At 71.5% G+C, this 3,983-nt stretch carries 5 protein-coding genes; 3 read left to right on the top strand and 2 right to left on the bottom strand.

From position 1 onward, the window contains the following. Positions 1-655 (bottom strand): exonuclease domain-containing protein (locus WA805_RS29475; RefSeq protein ID WP_425243954.1); only part of this gene is annotated, 655 nt, incomplete at its 3' end. 120 nt (positions 656-775) lie between these two features. Here WA805_RS29475 and WA805_RS29470 point away from each other — a divergent pair. The 3 genes from WA805_RS29470 to WA805_RS29460 all read left to right on the top strand — a co-directional run bounded on the left by WA805_RS29470 (position 776) and on the right by WA805_RS29460 (position 3,242). Continuing rightward, positions 776-958, top strand: coding sequence for a hypothetical protein (locus tag WA805_RS29470; RefSeq protein ID WP_422325867.1), 183 nt, complete (start codon positions 776-778; stop codon positions 956-958). 63 nt (positions 959-1,021) lie between these two features. Then, the gene (locus tag WA805_RS29465; protein ID WP_422279662.1) at positions 1,022-2,080 is read left to right on the top strand and encodes an NlpC/P60 family protein; all 1,059 of its coding nucleotides are present in this window, start codon (positions 1,022-1,024) and stop codon (positions 2,078-2,080) included. A 34-nt stretch (positions 2,081-2,114) separates the two neighbouring features. Then, the gene (locus tag WA805_RS29460) at positions 2,115-3,242 is read left to right on the top strand and encodes a glycosyltransferase family 4 protein (RefSeq protein WP_424564732.1); all 1,128 of its coding nucleotides are present in this window, start codon (positions 2,115-2,117) and stop codon (positions 3,240-3,242) included. A gap of 6 nt (positions 3,243-3,248) precedes the next feature. Here WA805_RS29460 and WA805_RS29455 read toward each other — a convergent pair. Further along, the coding region (locus WA805_RS29455) for an AMP-dependent synthetase/ligase (protein WP_425243953.1) at positions 3,249-3,983 on the bottom strand (735 nt) is incomplete at its 5' end.

Below are 3,983 nucleotides of genomic sequence, written 5' to 3'. Positions count from 1 at the left end.
GCCGTCCGAACCTGGCGGCGGCTTCCGCGTCGCGGGCGGCGAGCCAGGCGGTCAGCTCCCCGAGCGTGTGCACCCCTTCCCGGTCGGCGAGCCGCGCCAGCAGCTCCCTGAGCACGACGGCGGTGGCGCGGGCGTCGTCCAGCGCCCGGTGCGATGGCCGTACCGGCGTCCCGAAGTACTCAGCCAGCGTCCCCAGCTTCCTGTCGGGCACCTCGTCGGGGGCAGCCATCAGGTACCTGGCCAGCCGGACCGTGTCCAGCACCTCGAAGCCGGGCCAGCCCAGGCCCGCCGCCGCGCACGCCGCGACCAGGAAGCGCAGGTCGAACGGGGCGTTGTGGGCGGTGAGCACGCTGCCCTCCGCGAACGCGAGCAGGCCGGGCAGCACGGCGGCGACCGGCGGGGCGAGGGCCAGCATCGGGTCGCTGATCCCGGTGAGCTCGGTGATCGGCGCCGGGACCGGCGTGCCCGGGTTGACCAGCGACGTGAACTCGGCGACCACCTCGCCCCTGCGTACCCGGACGGCGCCGATCTCGGTGATCCCCGCCACGTCGGGGGACCAGCCGGTCGTCTCCACGTCCACGACCGTGAAGTCCAGGTCGCGCAGGAGGGCGTCAGCGGCGCTGGTCGCCGCGGGGCTGCCCTGAGTTTCCGTCACGTCAACCACGGTACGGCGGGGTACCGACATTCCGCCGGAATGTCAGTAGCCCCCTCTACCGTGTCCCTGGAGAGCAAAAAGGCAATTCGTTTCCGCTACGAACCGCGGGAGGCGGCGACCATGGTGATCAACTGCGACCGGTGCGAGGCGCGCGGCCTCGGCTGCGGCCACTGCGCCGCGACAGCGCTCGTGGGGGAGGAAACCGATCTCGGGCCCGCCGAACTGCGGGCACTGACTGTGCTCGCGAACGCGGGGCTGATCCCGCCGCTGCGGTACGCGCCGCGAATGGCGAAGGCGTCCTGACCGTGACGCTGTAATTGACGGAATCGGTTGAAGTGGTCCCAGTTTCCTCAATAGCCTCCCTGTATGCCCCAGGTCCGTGCACTGAAGGCCCCCACGTCGATCGCCCGCGCCTCCAAGGGACGGCGCGCCGCCGTCGCGGTCGTCGCCTTCCTGCTGGCGGGCGGGGCCGCCACCGGGGTCTCACAGGCCGCCGGCGCGGCGCCGCAGCCCACGGTCAGCCAGGTGCAGGCGCAGGTCAACCAGCTCACCGCTCAGTTCAACAAGGCCGTCGAGCAGTACGACCAGGTGGCGGAGCAGCTGACAGCGGCGAAGACCAGGCTCAGCCAGGTCAACAAGGAAATGGCCGGCGACCAGGCCAAGTACGACGCCGCACGGCTCAAGGTCGCGCAGATCGCCAACGCCTCCTACATGGACTCCGGGCAGACCTCGCTGGCGGGGCTGCTCACCTCGAACGACGTCGCCCAGGTGCTCGCCGAGGCGTCGATCATCATGCAGCTCACCGGCGCGAGGAACCTGGAGACCCAGTACTTCCTCGGCCTCGCCCAGCAGGTCGGCTCCGTGCAGCAGGAACAGCAGCGCACCGAGCTCGGCATCCAGCAGCTGCTCGGCCAGCGGTCCCAGACGAAGAACCACATCCAGAAGCTGCTCAAGAGCAAGCAGGACACGCTGGACTCGCTGACCGCGACGCAGCAGCAGCAAGTGCTCGCCGGGACCCTTGGCGGCGGCGGCACCACCTCGGGCACGTACACCGGCCCCACCGGCACCCAGGCGGACACAGCCGTCGCGTTCGTCTACAAGCAGCTCGGCTGCCCGTACGTGTACGGCGGCACCGGCCCGTGCGCGGACGGGTTCGACTGCTCAGGGCTCGTGCAGGCCGCCTGGGCGGCGGCGGGCATCTCGATCCCGCGCGACACCTACGACCAGTGGGCCGCGCTGCCGCACGTCTCCGCGTCGTCGATCGAGCCAGGTGACCTGCTGTACTACAACGGCGAGGGCCACGTGGCGATGTACGTCGGCGGCGGGTACATCATCGACGCGCCGTCAACCGGGTATGACGTGGAGAAGATCCCGATGAGTACCGCCTGGTACGCGGACAACTTCGACGGCGCGGCCCGCCCGTAACCCGCTGCCGGGCGCGGCTACACTGATGGGCGCCATGCGCCGCACGCTGATCGTCACCAACGACTTCCCGCCCAGGCGGGGCGGCATCCAGTCGTTCGTGCACGCGCTGGCGCTGCGGCTCGATCCCGGCAAGCTGACCGTCTACGCCCCGCGCTGGGACGGCGCGCGGGAGTTCGACGCGGCCCAGCCGTTCGAGGTGGTCAGGCACCCCACGTCGCTGATGATCGGCGGCCCTGCCGTCACCCGCCGCGCCGTCCAGCTCGTCAGGTCCAGGGGAGCGGAGGCCGTCATCTTCGGTGCCGCCGCGCCGCTGGGGCTGATCACCCCCGCGCTGCGCCGCGCGGGCATCGAGCGCGCGATCGCGATCACCCACGGCCACGAGGCCGGCTGGGCCGCGCTGCCCGTCGCCAGGAACCTGCTGCGCCGCATCGGCGACGAGACCGACGTGGTCACGTACCTGGGCGAGTACTTCCGGGTCCGGCTGGCGCGGGCGCTCTCGCCTGCCGCGGCCGCCCGCATGGTCCAGCTGCACCCGGCCGTCGATGCGGCCCAGTTCCGCCCGGACCCGGTGGCGCGCGACATAGTCAGGGACCGCTACGGGCTCGCCGGCCGCCCCGTTGTCGTCTGCGTCTCCAGGCTGGTCCGCAGGAAGGGACAGGACACGCTGCTCACAGCGTGGCCCGAGGTGCTGAAGAAGGTCCCCGACGCATCCCTGCTGATCGTCGGTTCCGGTCCGCACTCGGCTGCTCTCCATCAGTTGTCCGAACGTACCGGGCTGACTCCAAGCGTCCGCTTCACCGGTCCGGTGCCGGCCGCCGAGCTTCCCGCGCACTACGCGGCCGGGGACGTCTTCGCCATGCCGTGCCGGACCAGGCGCGGCGGCCTCGACGTGGAGGGCCTCGGCATCGTCTACCTGGAGGCGTCGGCGACCGGGCTGCCGGTGGTCGGCGGCGACTCGGGCGGCGCCCCTGACGCGATCCTCGAGGGAGAGACGGGCTACGTGGTCCCCGGCCGCGACACCGGCGCGCTGGCCGGACGGCTCGTCGCCCTCCTCACCGACCCGGCCACCGCCCGCGCGATGGGCGACAAGGGCCGCGCCTGGGTCGAGCGCGACTGGTCCTGGGACCTGACGGCCGCCCGCCTCCGCTCGCTCCTCGAGTAACCCTCCCTAGGAGGAGTACAGCGCCTCGATATCGCTGGCGAACTCCTTGGCCAGCACCGACCGGCGGATGCCCTGCTTGGCGGACAGCTGCCCCTGCTCCTGGGTGAAGTCCGAGTCGAGGATCCGGAACTTGCGGATGGACTCGGCGCGGGAGACCGCCAGGTTGGCGTCGTCGACCGCGTGCTGCACGTCCGCGACGAGGTCCGGGTCATCCTTGAGGTCGGCGACGGTCGCGCTGGCCTGCTTGCCGTGCTGCTCCTTCCACGGCCCGAACGCGTCGGTGTCGATCGTGATCAGCGCGGCCACGAACGGCCGTCCGTCCCCGACGACCATGGCCTGGCCGATGATCAGGTGGCTGCGCAGCCGGTCCTCGAGCACCGCGGGAGCGACGTTCTTGCCGCCGGCGGTGACGATTATGTCCTTCTTCCTGCCGGTGATGCTGAGGAACCCCTCGTCGTCGAGCTCGCCGATGTCGCCGCTGCGGAACCAGCCGTCTTCGGTGAACGTCTCGGCGGTGGCCTCCTCGTTCTGCCAGTACCCGGGGAAGACCGTCTTGCCGTGGATCAGCACCTCGCCGTCGTCGGCGATGCGGACGGCGACTCCGGGCAGCGGCAGGCCGACGCTGCCGATCTTCTGCCGGTCCGGGCGGTTCACCGACACCGCGGCGGTCGTCTCGGTCAGCCCGTACCCCTCGAGCACGGTGACGCCGACGCCGCGGAAGAAGTGCCCGAGCCGCGGCGC

This window comes from Trebonia sp. (assembly GCF_049794275.1).
Taxonomy (GTDB): Bacteria; Actinomycetota; Actinomycetes; order Streptosporangiales; family Streptosporangiaceae; genus Trebonia.
Note: the sequence above shows the minus strand (reverse complement) of the source record. Positions and strands in the feature narration are given on the sequence as shown.

What these genes read in the sequence shown, in the direction of transcription:
- WA805_RS29460 (WP_424564732.1), top strand. Translation starts at nt 2,115, where the DNA reads ATGCGCCGCACGCTGATCGTCACCAACGACTTCCCGCCCAGGCGGGGC.
- WA805_RS29465 (WP_422279662.1), top strand. Translation starts at nt 1,022, where the DNA reads ATGCCCCAGGTCCGTGCACTGAAGGCCCCCACGTCGATCGCCCGCGCC.
- WA805_RS29470 (WP_422325867.1), top strand. Translation starts at nt 776, where the DNA reads ATGGTGATCAACTGCGACCGGTGCGAGGCGCGCGGCCTCGGCTGCGGC.